Origin of the sequence: Streptomyces sp. NPDC087844 (assembly GCF_044742785.1) — a bacterium.
Taxonomy (GTDB): domain Bacteria; phylum Actinomycetota; class Actinomycetes; order Streptomycetales; family Streptomycetaceae; genus Streptomyces.
Genome location: NZ_JBIUVD010000012.1, coordinates 166290 through 190863, shown reverse-complemented (window position 1 = coordinate 190863; position 24574 = coordinate 166290). Strand labels below are relative to the sequence as shown.

Annotated in this window: 21 protein-coding genes and 1 pseudogene; 6 read left to right on the top strand and 16 right to left on the bottom strand. The window is 70.5% G+C overall.

The features are described 5' to 3' along the window. Positions 1 to 131: 131 nt before the first annotated feature. The 3 genes from ACIOKD_RS23895 to leuA all read right to left on the bottom strand — a co-directional run bounded on the left by ACIOKD_RS23895 (position 132) and on the right by leuA (position 5192). Entirely contained in the window at positions 132 to 2279 is a 2148-nt protein-coding gene (locus ACIOKD_RS23895) for an MMPL family transporter (protein WP_402087410.1), read from the bottom strand. A 307-nt stretch (positions 2280 to 2586) separates the two neighbouring features. Beyond that, positions 2587 to 3297, bottom strand: a complete 711-nt coding sequence (locus ACIOKD_RS23890) for a TerB family tellurite resistance protein (RefSeq protein ID WP_402087407.1) — start codon at positions 3295 to 3297, stop codon at positions 2587 to 2589. Positions 3298 to 3470: 173 nt separating this feature from the next. Next, positions 3471 to 5192, bottom strand: a complete 1722-nt coding sequence (gene leuA / locus ACIOKD_RS23885) for a 2-isopropylmalate synthase (RefSeq protein WP_402087404.1) — start codon at positions 5190 to 5192, stop codon at positions 3471 to 3473. Positions 5193 to 5762: 570 nt separating this feature from the next. Between leuA and ACIOKD_RS23880 the strand changes: the two genes are divergently transcribed. The 4 genes from ACIOKD_RS23880 to ACIOKD_RS23865 all read left to right on the top strand — a co-directional run bounded on the left by ACIOKD_RS23880 (position 5763) and on the right by ACIOKD_RS23865 (position 9910). Then, complete coding sequence (locus ACIOKD_RS23880) at positions 5763 to 6833, top strand: M4 family metallopeptidase (RefSeq protein ID WP_402087401.1); 1071 nt, start codon at positions 5763 to 5765, stop codon at positions 6831 to 6833. Positions 6834 to 6872: 39 nt separating this feature from the next. Further along, on the top strand, positions 6873 to 7139 hold the full coding sequence (locus ACIOKD_RS23875; protein ID WP_402087398.1) for a protealysin inhibitor emfourin: 267 nt from the start codon (positions 6873 to 6875) through the stop codon (positions 7137 to 7139). A 111-nt stretch (positions 7140 to 7250) separates the two neighbouring features. Further along, positions 7251 to 8648 (top strand): GH1 family beta-glucosidase, encoded by a 1398-nt coding sequence (locus ACIOKD_RS23870; RefSeq protein WP_402087395.1) that lies wholly within the window; start codon positions 7251 to 7253, stop codon positions 8646 to 8648. Continuing rightward, on the top strand, positions 8645 to 9910 hold the full coding sequence (locus ACIOKD_RS23865; protein WP_402087392.1) for an MFS transporter: 1266 nt from the start codon (positions 8645 to 8647) through the stop codon (positions 9908 to 9910). Before ACIOKD_RS23870 ends, ACIOKD_RS23865 begins: the two co-directional genes overlap by 4 nt. A 135-nt stretch (positions 9911 to 10045) precedes the next feature. Here ACIOKD_RS23865 and era read toward each other — a convergent pair whose 3' ends face one another. Further along, complete coding sequence (gene era, locus ACIOKD_RS23860) at positions 10046 to 11005, bottom strand: GTPase Era (protein ID WP_402087389.1); 960 nt, start codon at positions 11003 to 11005, stop codon at positions 10046 to 10048. Between the two features lie 218 nt (positions 11006 to 11223). Here era and ACIOKD_RS23855 point away from each other — a divergent pair, with 218 nt between their 5' ends. Together ACIOKD_RS23855 and ACIOKD_RS23850 are read left to right on the top strand one after the other, a co-directional pair. Beyond that, positions 11224 to 12252, top strand: a complete 1029-nt coding sequence (locus ACIOKD_RS23855) for an ammonium transporter (RefSeq protein WP_402087386.1) — start codon at positions 11224 to 11226, stop codon at positions 12250 to 12252. After that, the gene (locus ACIOKD_RS23850; RefSeq protein WP_210882736.1) at positions 12249 to 12587 is read left to right on the top strand and encodes a P-II family nitrogen regulator; all 339 of its coding nucleotides are present in this window, start codon (positions 12249 to 12251) and stop codon (positions 12585 to 12587) included. The genes ACIOKD_RS23855 and ACIOKD_RS23850 overlap by 4 nt, the downstream gene beginning before the upstream one ends. Positions 12588 to 12618: 31 nt before the next feature. Here the strand turns inward: ACIOKD_RS23850 and ACIOKD_RS23845 are convergent. The 12 genes and pseudogenes from ACIOKD_RS23845 to ACIOKD_RS23790 all read right to left on the bottom strand — a co-directional run. Further along, positions 12619 to 13566 (bottom strand): annotated as a pseudogene (locus tag ACIOKD_RS23845) (WxL protein peptidoglycan domain-containing protein); the annotation flags it as partial. A gap of 122 nt (positions 13567 to 13688) precedes the next feature. Beyond that, entirely contained in the window at positions 13689 to 15014 is a 1326-nt protein-coding gene (locus tag ACIOKD_RS23840) for a beta-xylosidase (RefSeq protein ID WP_402087383.1), read from the bottom strand. 253 nt (positions 15015 to 15267) lie between these two features. Further along, complete coding sequence (locus ACIOKD_RS23835; protein WP_402087380.1) at positions 15268 to 15741, bottom strand: hypothetical protein; 474 nt, start codon at positions 15739 to 15741, stop codon at positions 15268 to 15270. Between the two features lie 297 nt (positions 15742 to 16038). Continuing rightward, complete coding sequence (locus ACIOKD_RS23830; protein WP_402087377.1) at positions 16039 to 16392, bottom strand: cytidine deaminase; 354 nt, start codon at positions 16390 to 16392, stop codon at positions 16039 to 16041. A 23-nt stretch (positions 16393 to 16415) separates the two neighbouring features. Next, positions 16416 to 16775, bottom strand: a complete 360-nt coding sequence (locus ACIOKD_RS23825) for an MmcQ/YjbR family DNA-binding protein (RefSeq protein ID WP_402087374.1) — start codon at positions 16773 to 16775, stop codon at positions 16416 to 16418. After that, positions 16772 to 18085: a hemolysin family protein gene (locus ACIOKD_RS23820; protein ID WP_402087371.1), complete on the bottom strand. Its 1314-nt coding sequence runs from the start codon at positions 18083 to 18085 to the stop codon at positions 16772 to 16774. The genes ACIOKD_RS23825 and ACIOKD_RS23820 overlap by 4 nt, the downstream gene beginning before the upstream one ends. After that, positions 18082 to 18579 carry an rRNA maturation RNase YbeY gene (ybeY, locus tag ACIOKD_RS23815; protein ID WP_402087369.1) on the bottom strand — a complete coding sequence of 166 codons (498 nt, stop codon included), beginning with the start codon at positions 18577 to 18579 and terminating at the stop codon, positions 18082 to 18084. The genes ACIOKD_RS23820 and ybeY overlap by 4 nt, the downstream gene beginning before the upstream one ends. 12 nt (positions 18580 to 18591) lie before the next feature. Next, positions 18592 to 20730, bottom strand: a complete 2139-nt coding sequence (locus tag ACIOKD_RS23810) for a PhoH family protein (protein WP_402087366.1) — start codon at positions 20728 to 20730, stop codon at positions 18592 to 18594. A 168-nt stretch (positions 20731 to 20898) separates the two neighbouring features. Continuing rightward, complete coding sequence (locus tag ACIOKD_RS23805) at positions 20899 to 22008, bottom strand: carbohydrate kinase family protein (RefSeq protein ID WP_402087363.1); 1110 nt, start codon at positions 22006 to 22008, stop codon at positions 20899 to 20901. A 142-nt stretch (positions 22009 to 22150) separates the two neighbouring features. After that, complete coding sequence (locus tag ACIOKD_RS23800) at positions 22151 to 23152, bottom strand: adenosine deaminase (protein WP_402087361.1); 1002 nt, start codon at positions 23150 to 23152, stop codon at positions 22151 to 22153. 20 nt (positions 23153 to 23172) lie between these two features. Then, positions 23173 to 24078 (bottom strand): ribonuclease Z, encoded by a 906-nt coding sequence (locus tag ACIOKD_RS23795; RefSeq protein ID WP_402087358.1) that lies wholly within the window; start codon positions 24076 to 24078, stop codon positions 23173 to 23175. Between the two features lie 21 nt (positions 24079 to 24099). Then, the gene (locus ACIOKD_RS23790) at positions 24100 to 24453 is read right to left on the bottom strand and encodes a histidine triad nucleotide-binding protein (RefSeq protein WP_402087356.1); all 354 of its coding nucleotides are present in this window, start codon (positions 24451 to 24453) and stop codon (positions 24100 to 24102) included. Positions 24454 to 24574 lie beyond the last annotated feature (121 nt).

Genomic DNA, 24574 nt, shown 5'->3' with positions numbered 1-24574 from the left:
GGCTTCACCGCGCACGGCTTCACCGCGCACGGCTGTGGTCGCTCCCCGTTCCCGCACGGCTCCATCTTCCGGTATGGGGGCGCCCCTGCGGCAAGAAGCGGGAGAGGCGCCCGGTCGGACGGCACGTCTGGTCAGGGCGAGCCGACCCGTTCCGGCTGCCGGGGCGGTTCGGTCGGTTCGCCGGGTCCGGCCGGTCCGGGTTCGCGGGAGAGCGCGCCCGGCCACCACACCTTTCGCCGCAGGGCGACACTGGCGCTGGTCACCAGGTACGTCCGTACGAGGAAGGTGTCGAGGAGTACGCCGACGGCGATCACGAAGCCGAGTTCGACGAGTGGCACGAGCCCCATGTTCGTCAGCACGGCGAAGGTGGCGGCGAGGACCAGGCCCGCCGAGGCGATGACTCCGCCGGTGGTCCGCAGGGCGGTGAGCGCGGCGGCCACCGGTTCGGCCCCGGCGAGGGACTCCTCCCGCATCCGGTGCATGAGGAAGATGCCGTAGTCGACGCCGAGGGCGACGAGGAACACGAAGGACAGCAGCCCGAGCCCCGGGTCGGTTCCCTCGAAGCCGAGGACCGGCCCGAAGACCAGGCCGCCGATACCGAGGGCCGCGCCCCAGACGGCGACCACGGCGGCCACCAGGAGGAGCGGCGCGACGAGACTGCGCAGCAGTCCGAACAGGATGAGCAGCACGGAGACGAGGACGAGCGGTACGACGATCTTCGTGTCCCGGCTGTTGGTGTCCTCCAGGTCGATCTGCTGGGCACTGGCCCCGCCGACGTGGGACCCCTTCAACTCGTCGCGCAGGGCCCTGATGGTGGCGGTCTCCTGCGCCGACTGGGGTGCGTCCCGGGCGATGACGGAGATCTCCGTCCAGCCGTCTCCGGTACGGCCCTTCTCGGCGCTCTCCACGCCTCGCGTGTCCCGGATCGTCGTGAGCGCCCGGTCCGCGCGCCCCGCCGGGGTGATCACGTCGATGGGCTGGGTGCCGTGCCCGGGGTAGGCCCCGGCGAGGGTCTCCATGGCGGTGACGGCCTCCGGCTTGTCGACGAAGGAGTCCTCCTGCTTGACCGGTCCGGGGAGGTTGAGCGTGCCGAGGGCGAGTGCGCCGAGCAGGACCGCTCCGGTCGCGAGCACGGTCAGCGGCCTGCGTCCCGCGGAGCTGCCCATCACGGCGAAGAGGCTGCGGCGGCGCTGTTCGGGCTCGCTGCCGAAGGCGGGTACGAGCGGCCAGAACACACGCCGTCCCAGCAGTACGAGGACCGCGGGGAGCAGCGTCAGCATCGCGAGCAGCGCGCAGAGCACCCCGACTGTGCCGAGGGGGCCCATGCCCCGGCTGCTGTTGAGGTCGGCGGCGAGCAGGCACAGCAGGCCGACGGCGACGGTGCCCGAGGAGGCGAGTACGGCGGGCCCGCAGCCGCGCAGGGCGGTGGCCATGGCCTCGTACGGGCGCTCGATGCGCCGCAGCTCCTCGCGGTAGCGCGCGACGAGCAGCAGGGCGTAGTCGGTGCCCGCGCCGAACACGAGGATCGTCATGACGCCCGAGCTCTGGCCCGAGACGGTGGTCCCGAAGGCCTGGTGGAGCCCGTACGCGACGCCCATCGACAGATAGTCGGCGATCCCGGCGACGGCGAGCGGGACGAGCCACAGCACCGGGCTGCGGTAGATGAGGATGAGCAGGAGGGCGACGACGGCGACGGTCGTGTAGAGCAGGGGGCCGCCGAGTGCGTCGTAGACCTTGCCGGCGTCGGTGGCGAGCGCGCCGGTGCCGCCGACCTCCACGCTCAGGCCGTCCTCGTGGTCCTTGGCGTCCTTGGCGTCCTGGCCGTGGGCGATGTCCCGGACGTCCTCGACGAGTGCGTCGCGCAGTTTCTCGTCGGTGCCGGGTTCGTTGCTGACGAGCGGGTACATCAGGGTCGTCCCGTCGTCGGACGCGATCCCCTCGGGGACGCGGGCCCCGCCGACCAGTTCGTGCTTCTGGGCGATCTCCCCGACCTGTCCGGCCGCGACCTCGCGGTCGGCCGCGCTCAGGCCGCCCTCCCGGTGGTACACGAGCACCAGCTCGGTGCTCTCGCCGCCGGGCAGCCGTTCCTGGATCTTCGCCACCCGGGTCGAGTCGGCACTCGCCGGCAGGTAGTCGGTGACGCGGTCGTGCTGCACGTCGGTGAGCTTCGCCGCGAACGGTCCGGCCAGGGCGAGCAGGGCGATCCACAGCCCCAGCACCGCCCAGGGGACGGCTCGCGCGCGCCGCTTGCCCGTCGTGGTTGCTTTCCCTGCCCCCATGGACGATCTCCCTCTTGACGCTTCCGCTGCCGCTTCCGCTGCCCCTTCAGCCTTTCGGTACGGGGGGTGACATGCGTCGGACGGGAGGGGGAGCCTGCGGCTACTGCCGGGGGTGGTGGGGGGTCGGGATTACTCCCGCGGGAGTAGTGGCGGGCGGGTTCGTGGACGGGTGCGGCCCGGTGGGGGTGACCCGCGCCGTTCCCCGCGCCCCTCAGAAGCGGGGCTGCGCCCCACGCCCTTCAGGGGCGCGGGGAACGGCGCAGTCTTTTCGCGTTTCAGGGGCGCGGGGAACCGCGCGGAGTAGCGGTCAGGATGGTGTGCGGGCGGCTGTGAGCAGGCGTGTCACGTCGTCCGCGCAGATCGTGAGCGCCGCACCGACCGTCGTGAGCGCCTCCCGCTCAGCGGGCGTGTACGGCCCGTCCGCGAGGGCGATACGCGCGCCCTGGAGGAGGATCGCCTCTCGGCCGGCGGGGGCGAGGTGAGGCGCCAGCGGGTCCAGGGCCTCGTGCAGCTCTATGGACAGCCCCGGCCCGCACGGCTCGCCGAAGATCCGCCCGGTGTCGGCGGCGAGCGCCTCCACGAGCGCGGCCAGTTGCTCCTCCGTGCAGTCGTCGAAGCCCGCCGAGCGAACCGCACCCGCGGCCGTCTCCAGTGCCGTACGGGCGCACGTACCCCCCGCGGCGAGCACGGCGAGCGCGACCGTGTGGACGGCGTCACGGAGCATCGCCGAGAAGCGGGTGGTCGTCGGATGGTCGAGGACGTCCGCGCTGTAGTGGTTCCCGCAGGCCGCGCACTCGACGACGGGGCCGGTCTCGCCGCGCGGCATGACCGGGACACCGAGGCAGGTGAAGCGGCGGCGGCCGGTGAGGCGCTGGTAGTTGCGGTCGCCTCCGCAGCCAGGGCAGAAGAACTCGCCGTCGCCGACGGTGGTCCACGCGGTCCTGGTTCCGAGGATGCGCGAAACGCCCATGGCGCCGACACGGACAAACCGGCCGTTTCGTCCCCATCCTGGCAGCACGTTCGCACCTCCGTAACCCCACGGCAACATCGCCGCGTTGGCGTGATGTTAGCCACATTGTTGATGCGGAGTCAGTACCCCGGGGGAGGCCACTCGTCGACATGGCTGGATCAACGCAGTGGTCCCGCCCGCCTGTGAGGCGGACGGGACCACAGAAACGCAGGTGAACGGCCTTATCGTGTGGCGCGGTTGACGGCGGAGACGACAGCCTTCAGTGATGCGCGTGTCGTATTCGCGTCGATGCCGATTCCCCACAGGACCTTGTCGCCGATCGCGACCTCGATGTACGAGGCAGCCACCGCGGAGGCGCCCTCGCTCATCGTGTGCTCCTGGTAGTCCAGCAGGCGGGCGTCGACGCCGATGCCCTGCAGCGCGTGGAAGAACGCGGAGATCGGGCCGTTGCCGCTACCGACCAGGGTGGTCTCGGCGCCGTCCACCTCGGCCTCGACGGTGAGCGTGTCCACACCGTCCTTGTCCGTCGTGGACTGGCCGTTGCGGACCTGGACACGGCCCCAGGGGTTCTCCGGGTTCGGCAGGTACTCGTCCCGGAAGGCCGCCCAGATGTCCTTCGGGGTGACCTCGCCGCCCTCGGCGTCCGTCTTCGCCTGGATGATCCGCGAGAACTCGATCTGCATCCGGCGCGGCAGGTCCAGCTTGTGGTCGTTCTTCAGGACGTATGCGATACCGCCCTTGCCGGACTGCGAGTTGACCCGGATGACGGCCTCGTACGAGCGGCCGACGTCCTTGGGGTCGATCGGCAGGTACGGGACGGCCCACTCGATGTCGTCGACCGTGACGCCCTTGGCGGCGGCGTCGGCCTCCATCGCGTCGAAGCCCTTCTTGATGGCGTCCTGGTGGGAGCCGGAGAAGGAGGTGTAGACGAGGTCGCCGACGTACGGGTGGCGGGCGTGGACCTGCATCTGGTTGCAGTATTCGGCGGTGCGCCGGACCTCGTCGATGTTCGAGAAGTCGATCTGCGGGTCGACGCCCTGTCCGAACAGGTTCATGCCCAGGGTGACCAGGTCGACGTTGCCGGTGCGCTCGCCCTGGCCGAACAGGCAGCCCTCGATGCGGTCGGCGCCGGCCATCAGTGCCAGCTCGGCGGCGGCGACCGCCGTACCGCGGTCGTTGTGCGGGTGGACGGACAGGCAGACGTGCTCGCGGCGGGACAGGTTGCGCGACATCCACTCGAAGCGGTCCGCGTGCGTGGAGGGGGTGGAGCGCTCCACGGTGGCGGGCAGGTTCAGGATGATCTCGCGGTCCGGTCCTGGCTGCCAGACGTCCATGACGGCCTCGCAGACCTCCAGGGCGAAGTCCAGCTCGGTGTCGGTGAAGATCTCAGGGCTGTACTGGTACCCGAAGGTCGTCTCGGGGCCCAGCAGCTTCTCCGCGTACTCGACCACCAGACGGGTGCCGTCGACGGCGATCTGCTTGATGTCGTCCCTGGAGCCGCGGAAGACGACGCGGCGGAAGACCGGCGCGGTGGCGTTGTACAGGTGGACGTTGGCGCGCTTGGCGCCCTTCAGCGACTCGACGGTCCGCTCGATCAGGTCCTCGCGGGCCTGGGTCAGTACGGAGATCGTCACGTCGTCGGGGATCGCGCCCTCTTCCTCGATGATCGAGCGCACGAAGTCGAAGTCGGTCTGTCCCGAGGCCGGGAAACCGACCTCGATCTCCTTGTAGCCCATCGACACCAGCAGGTCGAACATCTCACGCTTGCGCGCGGGCGACATGGGGTCGATCAGGGCCTGGTTGCCGTCACGCAGGTCGGTGGAGAGCCAGCGGGGGGCGGTGGTGATCCGGTTGTCCGGCCACGTACGGTCGGGGATGTCGACCTGGTCGTACGGGCGGTACTTGTGGATCGGCATGGTGGTGGGCTGCTGGCGGTTCGCCATGATGCGTGGGCTCCTCTGGGTCCGTTCGATCCTCGGGACCGAGCGGATTCGGTCCTGAGGGACGGCCGACGGCGCAACGCCAGAACTCCGCGGGGAGGGGGTCGGCCTCGACTACAGGCCCTCGCCGCGGCAGCTAAGGAGAAGCAGCCCGAAACGCATGATGCTCCGCATGCTAGCGGAGCGACGCGGCGCCCGAGCCCCCGTATCACTATGCGGGACGCGACACCGCTCCCCCTGAGCGGCGGCACGGACGACAGCACAGGGCCACACACCCCAGGGACGCGGGGAACGGCGCAGTCTTGCTGCTGCTAGGGGCGCGGGGAACGGCGCAGTCTTGCCTTCAGGGGCGCGGGGAACGGCGCAGTCTTGCCTTCAGGGGCGCGGGGAACGGCGCAGTCTTTTCGCTTCTAGGGGCGCGGGGAACTGCGCGGCCAGCCGCGGCGGACCCGCACCCGCTCACCCACTCGCCCGTACACGAAACCGGACCCCCACACCCCCCTTATCCCCTCATTTCACCAATCATGGTTGCCCCTAGTGACAGTCACGTCACACAGTGCAATGGTGCCGAGCATGACGACACACGGGGGCCACGAGCCCGTCTTCTGCACCATCATTCCGCCCCACGTCCTCGACACCCTCTCCCGGGCGGAGGACCGAGCGCTCGCCGGCAAGGCCCGCCGCACCCTGGAGCGGGACGCCCAGGAGCGCACCCGCCGCCGACTGACGACAGTCCTCGGCGCACCCGCCCTCGCCCCGCCCGGCGGCGCCGCCGAGGACAAGCCCCACCGCACGATCTACGACGCGAAACACAAGCAGGACCTGCCCGGCAAGAAGGTGCGCGGCGAGGGCGACAAGCCCGGCAAGGACGCCACGGTCAACCGCGCCTACGCCGGCCTTGGCGCGACCTTCGACCTGTTCCTGAAGGCGTACAGGCGCAACTCGATCAACGGCGAGGGGCTGCCGCTGAACGCGACCGTGCACTTCGACGAGGAGTACAACAACGCCTTCTGGAACGGCGAGCAGATGGTGTTCGGCGACGGTGACGGCGAGATCTTCCTCGACTTCACCATCCCCGTCGACGTCATCGGCCACGAACTCACGCACGGCGTCACGCAGTACACGGCGAACCTCACGTACTTCGGCCAGCCGGGAGCGCTCAACGAGTCGATGTCCGACGTCTTCGGCTCGCTCATCAAGCAGTACACGCTCGGCCAGAGCGCCACCGAGGCCGACTGGCTGATCGGCACGGGCCTGCTCGCCCCGCGCGTCACGGGTACGGCCCTGCGCTCGCTGAAGGCCCCGGGCACGGCGTACGACGACGACGTGCTCGGCAAGGACCCGCAGCCCGCCACGATGGACGACTACGTCCGCACCGGCCGCGACAACGGCGGGGTGCACATCAACTCCGGCATCCCCAACCACGCCTTCTACCTGGCCGCGACCGCGCTGGGCGGGCAGGCCTGGGAGCGGGCCGGGAAGATCTGGTACAGCGTGCTGACCGGCGGCGAGCTGGACTCGAAGGCGAGCTTCTCGGACTTCGCGAAGCTGACCCTGGCCCAGGCACGCGCCCTGTTCGGCGAGGGCGAGGAACTGCAGGCCGTCAGCAAGGCGTGGGAACGGGTCGGGGTACCGACCGGGTGAGCGTGGCTCGGGCCCGCGATTCGTACTAGACAGGGACCCATGCGTATTCAGGTACGACGCACAGGCGGATTCGCGGGCATCGAGCGGCGTGCCGAGGTGAACACCTCGGGCCGCGCCGATGCCCAGGAATGGCACGCCCTGGCCGAGCAGGTGGTCGCCACCGGCCGGGGCACGCCCCCCACAGGCGTCCCGGACGGCTTCAGCTACCGGATCACGGTGGACGGAAAGACGGTCTACTGCGCGGACCCGCGTCTGACGGACGAGCAGCGAAAACTGATCTCAAGGGTCTTGAAGGAGGGCGCGTGAACACCCCGGCGGGACCAGTACGGGCCCGGTAACGACCGGTACGGGTCCAGTAACGGCCAGTTCGCGCAACGCCGTTGACTTCGCTCACCGCCGGTACAGATGATCGCGCGCATGGCGAACACGGTGAACGCGGCAGGCACGGCGAAGACGGCGGCGACGGCGGCGACCACGGACCCGATACCCCGGTTTCCCGCCGGGTTCCTCTGGGGGGTTTCCACCTCGGCCCATCAGATCGAGGGCGCGGCCGACCGCCGGGAGCGCTCCGTGTGGGACGCCTTCGAGGCCGAACCGGGCCATGTGAAGGACGGTTCGACGGCCGCGGTGGCCTGCGACCACTACCACCGCTACCCCGAGGACGTGGCGCTCCTGCGCGACCTCGGGGTGGACGCGTACCGCTTCTCCGTCTCCTGGCCGCGGGTGAACTCCCCCGGTGGCCTGGACTTCTACGACCGGCTGGTGGACGAGCTGTGCGCGGCGGGCGTACGCCCGGTCCCGACCCTCTTCCACTGGGACCTGCCGGTGTCACAGGCCGAGGCGGGCGGCTGGCTCGAACGGGACACGGCCGGACGGTTCGCCGAGTACGCCGCGCTGGTCGCCGCCCGCCTCGGCGACCGGATCAGCAAGTGGATCACTCTCAACGAGCCCGCCGAACACACCCTGCTGGGCCACGCCCTGGGAGCGCACGCGCCCGGCAAGCGGCTCCTCTTCGACGCGCTGCCCGCCGCCCACCACCAGTTGCTGGCCCACGGCCTCGCCGTACAGGCCCTGCGGGCGGCCGGGGTCACGGACGTCGGGATCGCCAACTCGCACGGCCCGACCTGGCCCGCCTCCCGGGAACCCGCGGATCTTGAGGCGGCCGGCTTCTACGACCTGCTCCTCAACCGGCTGTTCGCCGACCCGGTGCTGCTCGGGCAGTACCCGGAGGGCATCGGCGAACTGATGCCCGGTGACGCCGAGGACCTCGCGGCGGACCTGAAGATCATCGGACAGCCGGTCGACTGGTACGGGATCAACTACTACGCGCCGACGAGGGTGGGCGCGCCGCAGGGCTCGGAGATCGAGTTCGGCGGACTGACCATGCCCGCCGAACTCCCCTTCTCGGTACGGGAGATCGAGGGCTACCCGGTCACGGACTTCGGCTGGCCGGTGGTGCCGGAAGCGCTCACCGAACTGCTGGTGGACTTCCGCGGGCGGTACGGCGACCGGCTCCCGCCCGTCGTCATCACGGAGAACGGGTGTGCGTACGAGGGGCTCGACGACCAGGACCGGATCACGTACCTGGACGGCCACCTGCGGGCGCTGCACCGGGCGTCGGAGCAGGGGGTGGACGTCCGCGGGTACTTCGTGTGGTCGCTCCTCGACAACTTCGAGTGGGCCGAGGGGTACGCGCGCCGCTTCGGCCTGGTGCACGTCGACTTCGAGACCCTGGAGCGGACCTCGAAGGCGTCGTACCGCTGGTTGCGGGACGTACTGCGGGCGCAACGGACCGGGCCGCGGGTCCAGGGGTGACGGCGTCCGCGCACGGGCCCGCGCCCGACCTGGCGCTCTCCGAGCCCGTCGAGCGGGTGGGCCGGGGCTGGACGGCGACCCTCTCGCTCGCCAACTGGGCGATCTGGGTGGGCTGGTTCGGGCCGCTGCAGATCCTCCTCGCCTCCCAGGCGGAGGACTTCGCGCCCGGCACGGGCATGTCGAAGGAGGCCGTCCTGGCCTGGGTGACGGGCGCGGGCGCGGTGGTGTCGCTGCTCGTGAACCCGGTCTTCGGCGCGCTGTCCGACCGTACGACGTCCCGCTGGGGCCGCCGTACCCCGTGGATCGTGGCGGGTACGGCGGGCGGCGCGCTGTCGCTGCTGCTCCTCGGGACGGCGGGCGGCCCGTGGACCATGGCCCTCGGCTGGTGCCTGGCGCAGCTGACCCTGAACGCGGCCTGGGCCGCCGTGACGGCCGCCGTGCCGGACCGGGTGCCGCGGCGGCAGCGGGGCGCGGTGGGCGGCTGGTTGGGCGCCGCGCAGATCCTGGGCGTGGTCGGCGGGACGGGTCTGGCGACGCTGGCCGGAGGTGTCACGGCGGGCTACGCGGCCTGTGCGGCCTTCACCGTGCTGGGCGTCCTGCCGTACGTGCTGCGCCACCGGGACATCAGGCTGCCCCGCGCGGCCCGCCCGCCCTGGTCCTGGCGCGGCTTCCTGGGCTCCTTCTGGCTGAGCCCGCGCCGCCACCCGGACTTCGGCTGGGCCTGGCTGACGCGGTTCCTCGTCAATCTGAGCAACAGCATCTGCGTCCTGTATCTCCTCTACTACCTGCGGGACCGTCTGCATCACTCCGATCCCGAGCGGGGTGTCCTGATCCTGACGGCGGTGAACGCGGCGATGCTGCTCGCCACGGTCGTCGTCGCGGGGATGTGGTCGGACCGGGTGGGGCGCCGCAAACCGTTCGTGACCTGCTCGGGCGTCGTCATGGCGATCGCGGCCGGGGTGATCGCGGCCTGGCCGACGTGGACCGGCACGGTCGTCGCCGCGGTGCTCCTGGGCCTGGGCTTCGGCGTCTTCGCGTCGGTGGACTTCGCGCTGATGACCGACGTCCTCCCGGAGGCCCTGGACCGCGGCAAGGACCTCGGCGTGATCAACGCCGCCAACGCCGTTCCGCAGGTCGCCGCGCCGGTGCTGGCCGCACCGATCGTGACGTACCTGGGGGGCTACCGGGTGCTCTACGCGGTGGCGGCGGTGATCGGGTTGGCGGGGGCGGTCCTGGTGAACCGGATCAAGGGGGTGGAGTGACGGGGGCGCTGCCCCCGAACCCCCGGTCCTCAAACGCCGGACGGGCTGGAAATCCAGCCCGTCCGGCGTTTGAGGACGAGCGCGCAGCGCGATGCGGGGGTCTGGGGGCGGCAGCCCCCAGGGAAAGGGACGCCCTCAGAAACCGAGCTTGCGGAGCTGGCGAGGGTCCCTCTGCCAGTCCTTCGCGACCTTCACATGCAGGTCCAGGAAAACCGGCGTACCCAACAACGCCTCGATCTGCTTGCGCGACTTGATCCCGACTTCCTTCAGCCGCTTCCCCTTGGGACCGATGATGATCCCCTTCTGGCTGGGCCGCTCGATGTAGACGAACGCGTGGATGTCGAGCAGCGGCTTGTCGGCCGGCCGGTCCTCGCGCGGCAGCATCTCCTCGACGACGACGGCGATGGAGTGCGGCAGCTCGTCCCGCACCCCCTCCAGCGCGGCCTCCCGGATCAGCTCGGCCACCATGACCTGCTCGGGCTCGTCGGTGAGATCGCCCTCGGGGTAGAGGGCGGGGCCCTCGGGCAGCAGCGGGACCAGCAGGTTCGCCAGCAGGTCGACCTGCTGGTCGGCTACCGCCGACACCGGCACGATCTCGGCCCACTCGAAGCCCAGCTCCTTGCCGAGCTGGTCGACGGCGATGAGCTGCTCGGCAAGCGTCTTGCTGTCGACGAGGTCGGTCTTCGTGACGATCGCGATCTTCGGCGTCTTCTTGATGGACGCCAGTTCCTTCGCGATGAAGCGGTCGCCGGGACCGAGCTTCTCGTTCGCGGGCAGGCAGAACCCGATCACGTCGACCTCGGCCCACGTCGTGCGGACGATGTCGTTGAGCCGCTCGCCGAGGAGCGTGCGGGGTTTGTGCAGCCCCGGGGTGTCCACCAGGATCAACTGGGCGTCGGCCCGGTGCACGATGCCGCGTACCGTGTGCCGCGTGGTCTGCGGCTGGTTCGCGGTGATCGCGACCTTCTGGCCGACCAGAGCATTCGTGAGGGTGGACTTGCCCGCGTTGGGGCGGCCCACGAAGCAGGCGAAGCCGGCGCGGTGGGGTGCCCCCGAGGATTCCGGCGGCTCGGATGACTGGGTACGAACGCTCATGGCGCCCATTGTCCCTGATCGTCGGGGCCCCGCCGTACCAGGATTCCGGCCTCACCGCCGATCGACGGCCGGCCGGGCTCCCCGTGAGCTTCCGGAAACCCCCACGCAACACGAAACGTGACGGAAACACACCTGTACGCGACCGGAAACGCGGAGCCGTGACGCGCTGACGAGCTCCCACCAGCCAGCCCCCACCAGCCCCATCTGTTGGAGACCCCGTGACCCTGGCCGCCGCGTCGCTCGACACCGGTGACACCGCCTGGCTGCTAGGGGGTGTTTCAGAAGTCCCGCACAGCACCCACGACGCCCGGCACGCGGGCATGGCGGGCCTCGGCCCGGACAGTGTCCAGGGCACGGTTCCGACCCTTCTCTTCGCCACCTTCCAGCTGACCTTCGCGATCATCACGGCGGCGCTGGTCGGCGGTGCGGTCGCGGACCGCGCGAAGTTCGGGGCGTGGCTGGTATTCGTCCCACTGTGGGCGCTGCTCGTATACGTTCCGGTCGCCCACTGGGTGTGGGGTCCCGGCGGCTGGATCCTGAAGGACCTGGGCGCCCTGGACTTCGCGGGCGGGCTGCCCGTCGAGATCGTCTCGGGGGCCTCCGGACTGGCGTTGTGCCTGGTCCTGGGCTCGCGGCTCGGTTTCAAGAAAGACGCGATGCGCCCGCACAACCTACCGATGGTGATGCTGGGCGCGGGCCTGCTGCGGTTCGGCTGGTTCGGCTTCAACGCGGGTTCGGCGTCCGGCGCGGTCGCGGGACTGGTCGCCATCACCCCGTCCTGCGGTTCGGTCTCGCTGCTCGGCGCGCTGGTCATCGGCCTCGCCGCCGGTGTCGTCTGCTCGTACGCCGTGGGCTGGAAGTTCCGGTTCGGCTACGACGACTCGCTGGATGTCGTCGGCGTGCACCTGGTCGGCGGTGTCATCGGCACCCTGCTCATCGGGGTCTTCGCCACCGGGACCATGACCGGCGGCGCCGAGGGCCTGCTGTACGGCGGCGGGCTCGGGCAGCTCGGCAGGCAGCTGGTGGCGATCCTGACCGTCGGCGCGTACGCCTTCGCCGTCACGTACGGCGTCGCCGAGCTGATCGACAGGGTCGTCGGACTGCGGGCCGACGAGGAGCACGAGCAGACCGGCCTGGACCTTACGGTGCACGCCGGGACCGCTTACGATCACGGTGTCCTGGGCCATGGCGCCCCGGTCTCCGCCTCCGTCCTCCCCACCGCGCAGAAGGCCAGGCCCCAGGCATGAAGCTCATCACCGCGATCATCAAGCCGCACCGCCTCGACGAGGTGAAGACCGCTCTGCAGGAGATCGGCGTGCACGGGCTGACCGTCACGGAGGCCAGCGGGTACGGGCGTCAGCGCGGCCACACCGAGGTGTACCGCGGCGCCGAGTACCGCGTCGACCTCGTACCGAAGGTCCGTATCGAGGTCGTCGTCGGGGACGCGGACGCCGAGCCCGTCATCGAGGCGATCGTGAAGGCCGCGCAGACGGGGAAGATCGGCGACGGAAAGGTCTGGGCGGTTCCGGTGGAGACGGTGGTCCGGGTGCGGACGGGCGAGCGCGGCCCGGACGCTCTCTGATCCCGCCCTCACCCCTGCTTCTGCCTCTCCCCCTGCCCCTGACCCTGATCACCACCACCGCTGCCGCGATGCCCGCTCCCAGCACCACCGCGAGCAGCCACGGCAGGGCGAAGAACGACGTGCTCGCCGACTCGCGGGTGTCGCGCGCACTGGCGGTCAGCGTCACATCTCCCCAGTCGAGTTGGGGCGCGCCGCGCCACTTCGCGCTGAGCCGCACCCGCTGGCCGGGCAGCAGCTCGGAGGGGATTCCGGCCAGGTCGCGGGAGAGCAGCGTCCGGCCGAAGAGCCCTTCGGCCGTCAGCCGCACCTTGGGGTCCAGGGTGACGTTGCCGGTGTTGTGGAGGGTGTACGAGACGGTGGCGGTGCTGTCGCCTGCGCCGGGGAACAGGGGCTGGTGGTGGCTGACGCGGACCTTCTCCACGGCGACGGCCGGTACGGTCGGCCCGCCCACCCGCAGATAGATCCGGGCGCCGACGGCCCGCTGGACACCGACCTCGACCGCGCCCTCCCCCGTGTCGATCCGCTCGTCCAGGGCGACCAGGGCACCCGGATGATCACCGGGTTCGGCCGACTCGGGCACCCTCAGCGTGAACGGCACGGTGACCTTGCCGTGCGCGGGAACGGTCACCCGGTCCTCGGCGGGCTTCGCCCAGGCGCCCACACCCCGCTGCCTCTCCTGCCAGGTCCGCACGGCGAATCCGCCGTCCCTCGCCGTGTTGTACGCGTCGGCCGCGTAGAGCCGGAACGTCAGCGGCCGCCCGGTCCTGTTGGTGACGGCGACCTCGTCCTCGATGGTCGTGCCCGGGTCGGCGGAGAGATGGAAGTACGGCCGCGAGGCGAGTTCCGACGCGACGGGGAAGACCGACCAGCTGCCGTTGTCGGCGGCGCGCGCGGGTGTTCCGGCCAACGCGGGGAACAGCAACAGCGGCAGGAGGAACAACCGGCGGGGCAGCGGGACGGAGAAGAACGGCTTGCGCATGGGTGCGGACCCCCGGTGGCGGGCGGGACGGACGAGGAGGCCGGGCGGGTGCGCGCCCGACCTCCGGTCCCATTGACGGATACGGACATGCTGATGAGCCGTCGACCACGTCGACTACAGCGTCAGGTGAGCGTGAGCGTCAGCACGCCGGAGTACGAGCCGGGCGGGGTGAACGCCGGAACGTTCAGCGAGAGCCGGGCGTCGACGGTGAACTCACCGCCGGTGAGCGTGCCGTTGGGCGTGGACGCCAGCGTCGCGCCCGCGCTGCCGACCGAACCGGGCGAACCGGCCCGGCAGGTGCTGGGGCTGCCGGTCTTGGTGAGGCAGACCGGGGTCCAGCCCAGCTTGGCGGCGTCGATCTTCGCCCCCGCGGGGCCGGTGAAGTCGGTGACCTTGCCGGTCAGGGACCAGCCCGCGGGTCCGCCGCGGAAGTCCTTGACGGTCACCGTCTGCAGCGAGCCGCGGGAGAAGCCGCCCTTGCCGTAGTCGACGGCCGCGAGTTCGACGGTGTCGCCGGCCTGGGTCATGGACAACGTCCCCGCCTTGACCGAGGAGTTGAGCTGCTGGCTGTCGGCGGGCAGGGGCGTGTCGTCGATGACGACGTAGGCGGCGGGACCCGCGCCCTTGTCGTCGCTCCAGGCACTTCCCTCGTACGCCACCACTCCGGTGGTCGCCTTGTCGCTGACGGCCAGGCTGCCGCTGAAGGACCCCTGGGCGTTCGCGGTGACGGTCGCCTTGTCGGCCGTCTGGGCGGCACCGGCCCGTCCGGCGAGGGTGACCGCCGCGCCCGGAGCGAAGTTCGACCCTGTGACGGTCACGCTGTCACCGGGCTTACCGGAGGCCGCAGCGAGGCTGATGGCCCGGTTGTCGGTCTGGCCGCCACCGGTCGCGGTGATCGTCTCGGAGACGGGGGCGGGTGGGGTGCTGACCGTGCACGGGGTGTCCAGCTCCAGGAGGTAGCTGGTGTGGATGTTGTAGTCGCCGGGCGAGAGGGTGATCGCGCCGGGCGCGGTGACCGTGAAGGTGCCGGTCATCGAGAACGACGGGAAGGCGCCCTTCCCCGGGACCGGGTCGTTCTTCTTGGGACCCGCGACCGTGAGGTCACCGTTCTGCGCGCCGCCCAGGGTCACCTTGCCGGTGGGCGTCATGATGTCGGCGGGCAGGGCGATGTCGACGGGGTTGCTCGCGGCGGGCTTGACCACCGTGTACGTGACGGTGACCGTGTCACCCACCTTGGGTGCGGCCTTGTCCACGGTGATCTTGGCGGTGGTGGTGCCGTCGATCGGGGGAATGCCCGCGATGGGCGGCGGGACGCAGTGCGTGGCGAAGTCGACCTGCTGCGGATCCGCGTTCGCGGGGCAGGCGAACGCGCCTCCCGCGGTGACCGCGAGTGCGGCCGTTCCGAGAAGTGCCGTCCAACGACGGCGTCTTCGGGTTCCTGAACCCATGGGTGCCCCTCCTGTGGATGTGGGCGCTGTGCGCCGACAGGAGGTCATTGATGTGCGGGCCGTGCGAGAAGTCAATGGAACCCTGAAACATTAACTGATGACCCATCAGCTTCTGTCAACTTGCCACGCACACATGTGAGTTGGTGACAGAACAGCGGACGGACCGGTGCCGCCGCGCGCCGGGCGGCACCGGTCCGTACCGGGCCACTGCCCGTGGGGGGACTGTGCGCCTGACGCGGCTACGTTCCGGTGGTCACTCGAACACGAACGGACCGGGCGACTGGGGCCCGTCCGCCGTGCACGTGATGGTGATACCGAAGACCACCATCTGCAGGGAGCCGCCGAAGGCCTCCAGGCTGTCGCCGGCCGCGACGGTACCGGGCAGCGGGCCGACCGTGACGCCGTCACCGGCGGCGATCGCGGGGTTCTCGGTACCCGTGAAGACGGTCGTGCCGCCGCCCGCCTTCGCCAGGGTGAGGGTGGAGGCGATCGAGTCCTCGCCGAGCGCGAGCGGGGCGGTGATCTCGGAGGAGCTGACGGTGAGGGTGGCGGCGGTGCCGTCCTGGGTGGCCGTGAGGGTGGCCTCGCCACCGCCGTAGAGACCGCAGTCGGCGACGATCGTGGCGGTCTGGGGGACGACGGCCGCGGCGCCGGGGGCGAGCGCGAGACTGGCGGCGAGGGTGCCGGCGGCTAACGCCGCACCGATTCCGAGTCGCTTACAGATCATTGGATTCCCTTCCCTAGTACGGGAATTGCCGTGTGGGGACGGCCGACGGGCGTCTCGTCGACGACGAATCTGACGGTCCGTCGGAAGAGCTGGCGTCCATTGAGACGCGGGTACCTCACGATTGCAAGAGAAACGGTGGTGATTCTTCCACTCACCGTCCGGGCCCCTGCGCCCCCAACCGATGAAAGCCGGGGCGCGGCCCCGCTTTCAGGGGCGCGGGGAACGGCGCAGTCCTTCGGTCCTCAGGGGCGCGGGGAACGGCGCGGCCGGCCCCACCGGGCCCGCGGACGAAACCCCTCAGCCCGCGGTCACCACGGACCGCACCACCCCGTCCGTCCCCGCGACGAACACCGGTGTGGCGGCATCGCCAAGGTCCCGCACCGCCGCGAGGTCGTCGTCCGCCAAGGACAACGAGTCACCCACCACCGCCGCCGCTTCCAGCGACCGCGCCCCGGAGGCCACAGCCATCGCCACCGCGGTCCGCAGGGCGCTCAGCCGCAGCGAGGGCAGTGCGACGGTGCCCGCCACATACGTACGGCCGTTGTCGTCACGCACGGCCGCCCCCTCGGGCACGCCGTTGCGGGCCCGGGCCGCACGGGCCAGGGTGACGATCTTGCGGTCCTCGGGATCGAGCGCGGTGCTGTCGGTCATGCCCAGAGCATACGTACGACGGCTCAGGGCCGGTCCAGCCGCAGCCGCTCCGCCCGCGGCAGACCCGCCACCACCAGGTCGTACGAGTCCTCGACCAGTTCCCGCACGAGCCGGTCGGGCAGCGAGCCGTCCACGGTCACCGTGTTCCAGTGGCGCTTGTTCATGTGCCAGCCCGGGATGATCAGCCCCTCGTGCTCGCCGCGCAGCCGCACCGCGTCCTCGGGGTCGCACTTCAGGTTGACCGTCAGCGGATTGGCCCGCAGGGAGCTGAGCGCGAACATCTTCCCCAGCACCTTGAAGACCGAGATCTCCGGGTCGAAGGGGAACTCCTCCACGGCGGCGTTGAAGGACAGGCAGAACGTGCGCAGCTCCTGCGGGGTCACTCCGGCTTCTCCTCCGGGGCGTCGGAACCGGCGTCGGCCGGGACCACGGGCTCGACCAGCACCGTGACGATCTTGTTCCGGCGCCCCGCCGAGGTCTCGGCCGTCAGCAGCAGCTCACGGCCGTCGGGCAGTTCCACGACCGAGGACGCCCCGGCGATGGGCACGCGGCCGAGCGCCTTGGCGAGCAGTCCGCCGACCGTCTCCACGTCCTCGTCGTCGTACGCCTCGAAGCCGTACAGCTCACCGAGGTCACCGATGTCGAGCCGGGCGGTCACCCGGTAGCGGTCGTCGCCGAGGTCCTGCACGGGCGGCAGCTCACGGTCGTACTCGTCGGTGATCTCGCCGACGATCTCCTCAAGGATGTCCTCGATGGTGACGATGCCGGCCGTGCCGCCGTACTCGTCGATGACGACGGCCACGTGATTGCGGTCCTGCTGCATCTCGCGCAGCAGGTCACCGGCGTTCTTCGTGTCGGGGACGAACGCGGCGGGCCGCATGGCCGTGGACACCAGCTCGCTCTCCGCGTCCCGGCTGATGTGCGTCTTGCGGGCCAGGTCCTTCAGGTACACGATCCCGACGATGTCGTCCTCGCTCTCCCCGGTGACGGGCACGCGCGAGAAACCGGAGCGCAGGGCGAGGGTCAGCGCCTGCCGGATGGTCTTGTACCGCTCGATGACCACCAGGTCCGTACGCGGGACCATGACCTCACGGACCAGCGTGTCGCCCAGCTCGAAGACCGAGTGCACCATCCGGCGCTCCTCGTCCTCGATGAGCGACTCCTTCTCCGCCAGGTCGACCATCGCGCGCAGCTCGGCCTCGGAGGCGAAGGGCCCGCGCCTGAAACCCTTGCCGGGCGTCAGCGCGTTGCCGATGAGGATGAGCAGGGGCGGGATCGGCCCCATGATCCTGGCCAGCGGCAGCAGCACGTACGCGGACGCCGTGGCCGTGTTCAGGGGGTGCTGGCGGCCGATGGTGCGCGGCGAGACACCGACGGCGACGTACGAGACGAGGACCATCACCCCGATGGCGACGGCCAGCGCCTGCCAGGTCTCGGTGAACTCCTTCAGACAGGCGTAGGTGACGAGGGCGGCGGACGCCATCTCGCACGCGACGCGCACCAGCAGCGCCACGTTCAGATAGCGGGTCGGGTCCGCGGCGACCTGGGCGAGTTTGGCGCTGCCGCGGCGGCCGGACCGTACCGCCTCCTCGGCGCGGAAGCTGGAGACGCGCGCGAGACCGGCCTCCGCGCAGGCGGCGAGCCAGGCGACGACGACAAGGGCGATGGCGCCCAGGACGAGTTGCGGGCTCATGAGACGGTCGGAGCAGGGGAGGGGCCTTCGAGGCCCTTCTCCGCACGCCAGCCGTCCACGATGGCGGCCTGCAGACCGAACATCTCGGCCTTCTCGTCGGCTTCCTCATGGTCGTAACCGAGCAGGTGCAGCACCCCGTGGACGGTGAGGAGCTGGAGCTCCTCGTCCATGGAGTGCTGCGTCTCGGCGTCCTTGCCCTGCTGCTCGGCGACCTCCGGGCACAGCACGATGTCACCGAGCAGCCCCGGCGGCGGCTCGTCGTCGTCCTTGGTGGGCGGCCGCAGCTCGTCCATCGGGAACGACATGACATCGGTGGGACCCGGCAGGTCCATCCACTGGATGTGCAGCTGCTCCATGGCGTCGGTGTCCACCACGATCACCGACAGCTCGGAGAGCGGGTGGATACGCATCCTGGCGAGGGCGTAGCGGGCGATGTCGAGGATCGCCTGCTCGTCGACCTCGGTTCCGGACTCGTTGTTGACGTCGATCGACATGGTCGCGCTGGTCTACTTCCGTTTGGTACGGGCGCCCTTGTGGGTGCCGTTCTCCGTGTCGTTCTGGCTGTCGTACTTCTCGTACGCGTCGACGATACGGCCGACCAGCTTGTGCCGGACGACGTCCTGGGTGGTGAGCCGCGAGAAGTGGACGTCGTCGAGGCCCTCCAGGATGTCCTGGACCTGACGCAGACCGGACTTGGTGCCGCTCGGCAGGTCGACCTGCGTCACATCACCCGTGACCACGATCTTCGAATCGAAACCGAGCCGGGTGAGGAACATCTTCATCTGCTCGGCGCTGGTGTTCTGCGCCTCGTCCAGAATGATGAAGGCGTCGTTGAGAGTGTTGTGCGTGAGCAGGTAGTCCTGCGTCACGTACAACGAGTCCTCCGCCGCGACCTGGATGCAGACCGCTTCCTCACGGCCCGCAGGTTCGATGCTGTCGATGAAGCGCATCGGGCGTCCGCCGCCTCCTGCCGCCAGGTACTTGTCACGCTTGCGGGCGAGGCGGAAGGGTTCGATGCCTTCGGGGAGACGGATGTCGATGACGTGGGCGTCACGGTTGTGGCTGACATCACGGCCCCTGACCTTGCCGGGCTTGCGCCCTTCAGCGACGCGTCGGCGGGTGTACGCCACACCGCCCAACGACTGCACCAGAGCGATGACGTCATCGCGGAGCAGGATCGATGTCGTCGAGTACTGGATCCGGCACGTGCGGTCCGTCTGGGTGACGGGGCCACCGTCCGAATCGAGCAGGCCTTGAAGGACTGCCAGTCGTACTTCGGCGGAGTTGTTCAGGTAGTCGTCGGGGACGAACTTGGAGTGCGAACGGCTCCGCAGCAGATCCAGCTCGCGCAGGATCCGGGTCACCGGATTCTCAAGAGTGACCACGTCGCCAGGGCTCTTGATTCGGTTGAGGACGTAGTCGGGTCCGCCGCGGTGGCGTAGTACGACACCCGGAAGCGCGGCTTCCAGTGCCTCGGCCAGTTCCGGGTCCTCCGTCGCGAAGGAAGGCGTGGTGGAGCCTGTCAGGCAACCGTCGCCGAGAAGAAGCCCCAAAGCGTACGGATCCATAGGGATCTCGCGCTCGGGTAGGGAAACCGGAGCGGTGAGCATGGGCAACTCGTACCGACGGGCGTGCGCAGCGCGAAGGTTGCCGATCATCTCCTTCGTCTCCAGCACCCGCCACGGCTTGTCGCGGCGCTTGTCCGATGCGGTCCGGACGGTCCACAGGTGCTCGTCACAGCACAGGGTCCAGGAGCCGTCCTGGGCAGTGACGCGGTAGATGTCCTTCTCACCCTGCGGGTAGACGCCGAGGACCGGGGTCGGCTCGCCGTTCGAGCCGATGACCAGGTCACCGACTTCAAGGTCACCGATAGGGCGCCAGCCGTCGGGCGTCAGCACGTTCGTGAACACCGGTTGGCTGCGACCACGCATATACGCCAGCGGCGCCACCTCGATCGTGCCCGCCGCCATCAGGCGCGGGATCGAGTCCGGGTCGAGCATGTCGTGCAGGGCGTCGTACAGCGGGCGCAGATAGGGGTCGATCTTGTCGAAGAGCGTGCCGGGCAGGAAGCCGAGCCGCTCTCCGGCCTCCACCGCGGGGCGGGTCAGGATGATACGGCTGACCTGCTTGGCCTGCAGGGCCTGCACGGCCTTGGCCATGGCGAGGTAGGTCTTGCCCGTACCGGCGGGGCCGATGCCAAAGACGATGGTGTGCTTGTCGATGGCGTCGACGTACCGCTTCTGGTTGAGCGTCTTGGGGCGGATGGTGCGGCCCCGCGAGGACAGGATGTTCTGCGTGAGGACCTCGGCCGGGGTCTCCGGGCCGTCACCCTCCCCGTTCTCGCTCGCCCGCAGCATCGCGATCGAGCGTTCCACCGCGTCCTCCGTCATCGGCTGTCCGGTGCGCAGCACCAGCATCATCTCGTCGAACAGGCGTTGGACGAGGGCCACTTCCCGGGCGTCGCCGACGGCGCTGATCTCATTGCCCCGGACGTGTATGTCGGCCGCCGGGAAGGCCTTCTCGATCACGCGCAGGAGGGCGTCCCCGGATCCCAGAACGGTCACCATGGCGTGCGCCGCGGGGACGGTGAACTGTGCTCGGGACTGCCCCTGCGCGGGGGTGTGAGCTGTGGGTGTCTGAGTCATGGGCCGGCTCTGTAGGCCTGCTCATCCTCCTCGGTGAGACACGCTTGCCGGTACGGCAGCCTGGTGTCTCCAAGAGTACGTCGGGGCACCGACAACCCCGTAGGACTTTTCCACCGCACCTGTGGCCCCACGAGTGTCTCCTCACACGAATCAGGCGGATCAGGCGGATCAGGCGGATCTGCGGAATCCGATCGTCGGTACGGCCCTTCTCAGGGGCCAGGCCCGGGCGCTCTCCGGAAGCAGCGGTTCCAGGAAGGCGTACCGGCCGAGCGCCGCGGGGTCCTGGTGGTCGTAGGACTGCACGCGGCGCCACCAGGCGGCGATCTCCGACCAGCCGGGCGCGGACAGCGATCCCCCGAACTCCTGGACCGACAGGGCCGCGGTGAGGCCGGCGAAGGCGAGGCGGTCGGCGAGCGGCCAGCCGGCCAGCGTGCCCGTCACGAACCCCGCGACGAAGACGTCCCCGGCGCCGGTCGGATCCATCGCCTCGACCTCGATGGCCGGAACCTCCGCGGTCTCACCGGTCCGGCGGTCCACGGCGTACGCGCCCTCGGCACCCAGGGTGACGACGGCGAGCGGTACGTACTCGGTGAGCGCGTGCGCGGCGGCGCGGGGACACGAGGCGCCCGTGTACCGCATGGCCTCCTCGGCGTTCGGCAGGAACGCCTCGCAGTGCCGCAGGTCGGGGAGCCCGGCGAGGTCCCAGCGGCCCGTGTCGTCCCAGCCGACGTCGGCGAAGATCCGGGTGCCCCGCTTCGCCGCCCCGGCGATCCAGTGCGCGCTCGCACCCGGCGTCAGCGAGGCGACGGCCGCCCGCGCGCGGGGCGAGCAGTCGGGCGCGAGCTCCTCCGGGGGCGGCTCGTGGCCGTGGCTGACCATGGTCCGCTCTCCCTCGTACGCCATCGAGACGGTCACCGGGGAGTGCCAGCCGGGCGCGGTGCGGGACGCGGAGAGGTCGATGTGCTCGCCCTGCTCCAGGGCGTCCCAGCAGTACTCCCCGTAGTGGTCGTCCCCGAAGGCCGCCGCGAGTGAGGTCTTCAGGCCGAGCCTGGCCAGCGCGGTCGCCATGTTCGCGACGCCGCCGGGGCTTGAGCCCATGCCGCGGGCCCACGACTCGGTCCCGCGGACCGGGGCGGAGTCGAGCCCGGTGAAGATGATGTCGAGGAAGACGGTGCCGGTGAGATAGACGTCCCAGGGCGGGTCGTCGGAGCGGCGCAGTTCGGCGAGTGGGTCGAACTGGGCCTGTCGGTACGGTCCCTTCCCGTTGGACGCGGTCACGGTGCGCTCCCTGAGTGGTGCGGATTCAGGCCAGTGTGCACCAGACGCTCCGCTGAGGCCCTCAGGGTGACGTGTCAGCCGTGGGGGCAAACCCCCAGGGACGGGTAGGGGTGGCGGGGGCGAAGATACCGGGCGTCCCCGGTCACGGGAACTCGTACGCCTCCACCTCGGCGATGTACCGGGCCCGCCGCTCCTCGTCGTGTTCGAGGAACGACGCGACGAACGAGTTCCGGGCCAGTTCGCGCAGCCGCTCCGGAGAGAGCCCCAGCACCGTACGCACCGCGTCGAAGTTGTCCCCGGCGTACCCGCCGAAGTACGCGGGGTCGTCGGAGTTGACGGTGCACAGCAGTCCCGCGTCGAGCATCGCGGGCAGCGGGTGGTCCGCCAGCACGTCGACGGCCCTCAGCCGCACATTGGACAGGGGGCACAGCGTCAGCGGCACCCGGTCCCGCACCAGTCGGGCCACCAGCTCCGGGTCCTCCATGCAACGCAGTCCGTGGTCGATCCGCTCGGCCCCGAGGAGGTCGAGCGCCTCGGTGATGTACGCGGGCGGCCCCTCCTCGCCCGCGTGCGCGACCCGTCGCAGGCCGAGTGCGGCGGCGGCCTCGTACACCTCGCGGAACGTGGCCGGCGGGTGGCCGACCTCGGCCGAGTCGAGTCCGACGCCGACGATCGGGCCGCGCGGCGCCAGGTACGGCCTCGCGGCCTCCAGGGTCTCCAGCGCGGAGTCGGCGGACTCGTCCCGCAGGAAGCACATGATCAGCTGGGTGGAGATGCCGTGCGCGGCCTCGCCGCGGTCGAGCGCCCGCCCGAGCCCCTCCACCACGGTGCCGATCCCGACGCCCCGCGCGAGGTGCGCCTGCGGGTCGAAGAAGATCTCGGCGTGCCGCACCCCCTGGGCGGCGGCGCGCGCGAGATACGCGTCGGCGAGGTCGGCGAAGTCGTCCTCGGTCCGCAGCACGGCCATGAGCCCGTAGTACAGGTTCAGGAACGACTGCAGATCGGCGAACTCGTACGCCTTGCGCAGCTCGTCCGTGTCCGCGTACGGCAGCGTGATCCCGTTGCGGGCGGCGAGGGCGAACGCAAGCTCGGGCTCCAGTGTGCCTTCGATGTGCAGGTGCAGTTCAGCTTTGGGGATGGGCATCGAAGCATGGTACGGGTGTTTCACCGACGCTTCGGAACCGGCACTCTCAGCAGATCGTGCGCCACGGTCAGCTCTCCCTCGAACCCGGCGGCCCGCGCCTGCCGTTCGAATTCCCCCGGATCCGAGTACCGCTGGCTGAAGTGCGTGAGCACCAGATGCCGTACGCCCGCGTCCCGCGCCACGGTCGCCGCCTGCCCGGCGGTGAGGTGTCCGTGGTCGACGGCGAGCCGCACGTCCTCGTCCAGGAACGTCGACTCGATGACCAGCAGGTCGCAGCCCTCGGCGAGCGCGTACACCCCGTCGCACAGCCGGGTGTCCATGACGAACGCGAACCGCTGCCCGCGCCGCACCTCGCTGACGTCGCCGAGCAGGACGTCCCCGAGCACGCCCTCCCGCTGGATCCGCCCCACGTCGGGGCCCTTGATCCCGTGCGCGGCGAGCCGGTCGCCCAGCATCCGCCGCCCGTCGGGCTCGACGAGCCGGTAGCCGTACGACTCGACGGGATGGGAGAGCCTGCGGGCTTCGAGCGCGTACGTCTTCGAGGACGCGAGGACCCCGTCGGCGTCCACCGGCGCCTCGGTGAGCGCGACCGTCTCGCGGTAGGCGGTCGCGTACCGCAGCCGGTCGAAGAACTTCTGCCCGGAGCGCGGGTAGTGCGCGCTGATCTCGTGCGGCACCCGGTCGAGGTTGATCCGCTGGATCACCCCGGCCAGGCCCAGTGAGTGGTCGCCGTGGAAGTGCGTGACACAGATCCGGTGCAGGTCGTGCGCGGCCACCCCGGCACGCAGCATCTGCCGCTGCGTGCCCTCGCCGGGGTCGAAGAGGATGCCCTCGCCGTCCCAGCGCAGCAGGTAGCCGTTGTGGTTGCGGTGCCGGGTGGGAACCTGGCTGGCGGTCCCGAGGACCACCAATTCACGTACGGACACGTCGGATCGTCCGGTTTCTCGTTATCCGGGAGGCCACTGCAGACCGCGGCCGCCCAGCACATGGGCGTGCGCGTGGAAGACGGTCTGGCCCGCGCCGCTGCCGGTGTTGAAGACGAGGCGGTAGCTGTCGAGCTGCTCCTCGGCGGCGACCTCACCGGCCTCGCGCACGACGTCGGCGAGGATCGCCGGTTCGGCGGCGGCGAGGGAGGCGGCGTCCGGGTGGTGGACCTTCGGGATCACCAGGATGTGGGTGGGCGCCTGCGGGTTTATGTCCCGGAAGGCCAGAGTCGTCTCGGTCTCACGAACGACGGTCGCCGGAATCCTGCCCCCGACAATCTTGCAGAACAAGCAGTCGTCCTGCGGTTCCCCTGCCATTGCGCGGCCTCCTCAGCCCGAGTTGATCGATGCCCCGGCATGGTACCGACCGGGAGTGCCCCGTCAGGGGCGCGGGGAACGGCGCAGTCTTCTGCCTTTCGCCTTCAGGGGCGCGGGGAAC

Coding starts and splice junctions, on each gene's coding strand:
- ACIOKD_RS23895 (WP_402087410.1), bottom strand. CDS start 2,279: ATGGGGGCAGGGAAAGCAACCACGACGGGCAAGCGGCGCGCGCGAGCC.
- leuA (WP_402087404.1), bottom strand. CDS start 5,192: ATGGCGAACCGCCAGCAGCCCACCACCATGCCGATCCACAAGTACCGC.
- ACIOKD_RS23880 (WP_402087401.1), top strand. CDS start 5,763: ATGACGACACACGGGGGCCACGAGCCCGTCTTCTGCACCATCATTCCG.
- ACIOKD_RS23875 (WP_402087398.1), top strand. CDS start 6,873: ATGCGTATTCAGGTACGACGCACAGGCGGATTCGCGGGCATCGAGCGG.
- ACIOKD_RS23870 (WP_402087395.1), top strand. CDS start 7,251: ATGGCGAACACGGTGAACGCGGCAGGCACGGCGAAGACGGCGGCGACG.
- era (WP_402087389.1), bottom strand. CDS start 11,005: ATGAGCGTTCGTACCCAGTCATCCGAGCCGCCGGAATCCTCGGGGGCA.
- ACIOKD_RS23850 (WP_210882736.1), top strand. CDS start 12,249: ATGAAGCTCATCACCGCGATCATCAAGCCGCACCGCCTCGACGAGGTG.
- ACIOKD_RS23840 (WP_402087383.1), bottom strand. CDS start 15,014: ATGGGTTCAGGAACCCGAAGACGCCGTCGTTGGACGGCACTTCTCGGA.
- ACIOKD_RS23835 (WP_402087380.1), bottom strand. CDS start 15,741: ATGATCTGTAAGCGACTCGGAATCGGTGCGGCGTTAGCCGCCGGCACC.
- ACIOKD_RS23830 (WP_402087377.1), bottom strand. CDS start 16,392: ATGACCGACAGCACCGCGCTCGATCCCGAGGACCGCAAGATCGTCACC.
- ACIOKD_RS23820 (WP_402087371.1), bottom strand. CDS start 18,085: ATGAGCCCGCAACTCGTCCTGGGCGCCATCGCCCTTGTCGTCGTCGCC.
- ybeY (WP_402087369.1), bottom strand. CDS start 18,579: ATGTCGATCGACGTCAACAACGAGTCCGGAACCGAGGTCGACGAGCAG.
- ACIOKD_RS23810 (WP_402087366.1), bottom strand. CDS start 20,730: ATGACTCAGACACCCACAGCTCACACCCCCGCGCAGGGGCAGTCCCGA.
- ACIOKD_RS23800 (WP_402087361.1), bottom strand. CDS start 23,152: ATGCCCATCCCCAAAGCTGAACTGCACCTGCACATCGAAGGCACACTG.
- ACIOKD_RS23790 (WP_402087356.1), bottom strand. CDS start 24,453: ATGGCAGGGGAACCGCAGGACGACTGCTTGTTCTGCAAGATTGTCGGG.